The organism is Pseudoxanthomonas sp. LjRoot204_2 (assembly GCF_056175765.1).
The window spans coordinates 1-1,482 of the sequence record NZ_JBGFFG010000628.1 but is presented as its reverse complement, the minus strand read 5'-3'; the positions used below and the strand labels follow the sequence as shown (position 1 = coordinate 1,482).

2 protein-coding genes and 1 tRNA gene are annotated in these 1,482 nt (G+C 62.3%); 2 read left to right on the top strand and 1 reads right to left on the bottom strand.

What is annotated here, in order from left to right; all coding sequences use genetic code 11:
- Positions 1-152 precede the first annotated feature (152 nt).
- Positions 153-740 (top strand): hypothetical protein, encoded by a 588-nt coding sequence (locus AC04L7_RS18565; protein WP_436001502.1) that lies wholly within the window; start codon positions 153-155, stop codon positions 738-740.
- A 104-nt stretch (positions 741-844) separates the two neighbouring features.
- Here AC04L7_RS18565 and AC04L7_RS18560 read toward each other — a convergent pair.
- Positions 845-921: transfer RNA gene (locus tag AC04L7_RS18560), tRNA-Pro, on the bottom strand.
- A 145-nt stretch (positions 922-1,066) separates the two neighbouring features.
- Between AC04L7_RS18560 and AC04L7_RS18555 the strand changes: the two genes are divergently transcribed.
- Positions 1,067-1,482 (top strand): ATP phosphoribosyltransferase regulatory subunit (locus tag AC04L7_RS18555; RefSeq protein ID WP_475513681.1); only part of this gene is annotated, 416 nt, incomplete at its 3' end.

Below are 1,482 nucleotides of genomic sequence, written 5' to 3'. Positions count from 1 at the left end.
CCATTAACCGATCAACCCTTGCACTTACGCGCGATCAAACCATGCATTTCTACTCCGGTCCCAAGGCGGGTACGAAAGAAAGTTCGATTGCCACTGGAACGTGCACGCTGGCTAAGCCGCCAGCAGACCGGAAGTTCTGACGGACGTTCCTCGTGCATCTGACCCAAGAGCTGCTGGATCTCATTGCCCAGGTCGGTCGCCTGAAGGAATTCCGCGAGCCGACAAGTGAAGATCGTGCGCGGATCGAGAGCGCGCTGCTGGGCTTGTGGGCGATCACTGAGGACCTGCGGAGCTCGCTCACAGGCCCCGACGAAGATCCGCCGCCGCTGCTTTTCATGGCCCATCCTGATGGTTCGATGCAGGCGTTGGATCTCAGCCCGATCATCGCGCACCCGGATCGCGGCCTGGTGGGGCATGCGCTGCGCGAGCAGGTGGCGCAACAGCAGCCCCTGCCCTCGTTCGTGGTGCTGGCCACGATGGTCTACATCCGGCAGGTGGATGCTGCAGGCGGCCTCGGTGAGCGTGTCGAGTTCATGGACATGCGAGCCGAGACGCTTGATGGCTTTGGCGCGATGCTTAACTCGCGTGTCACGCGCTTCAAGGATCGGCCGCCGCAGTTCGCGGAGCCGCAGATCATCCTGCTGGGTGGCTCATCGAGAGACGGCGGTGCCGTGTCCGACTTCTACCGTCTCGCATACGAGGCGGCGTTGACTGAAGGTGCGTCAGCGACGAAGCAGTGACGGTGCACGTGGTCGATGACCATGTGGTGTGCTGTGACAGCACCGTGTCAGCAGAATCAGGTGCCTGGCCGGAATGGCTGAACAGGCAAAAAAGCAGTGAAAAATGGTCGGGGWGACAGGATTYGAACCTGCGACCTCTWCGTCCCGAACGWAGCGCKCTACCAGACTGAGCTACACCCCGACTGAGGGGCGGCATTGTATGGAAGCGTATTAAGTCGGGCAATACGTTGATTCAAAAACACGGCGAATCCACATATTCGGCAAGGCTGCCGAGTGTCTGTCGGGCACGTAAAATGCCCCACCTTACGAATGTCGGAGTTGCCCGTTTGATCAAGCCSCGTACCCCGCCTGGCGTCATGGAGCTGCTSCCRCGCGAGCAGATCGCCTTCCAGCGCATGCTSGACACCATCCGCCGGAAYTACGARCGYTTCGGSTTCMTGCCGGTGGAAACSCCGGTSTTCGAGCTGTCCGAGACGCTGCTGACCAAATCCGGCGGCGAGACCGAGCGACAGGTCTACTTCGTCCAGTCCACCGGCGCCCTGGCCAAGGAAGGCGACGGCCTGCCCGAGCTGGCCCTGCGCTTCGACCTGACCGTGCCCCTGGCCCGCTACGTGGCCGAGCACGAGCACGAGCTGACCTTCCCGTTCCGCCGCTACCAGACCCAGCGCGTCTACCGCGGCGAGCGCGCCCAGCGCGGCCGCTTCCGCGAGTTCTACCAGTGCGACATCGACGTGATCGGCAA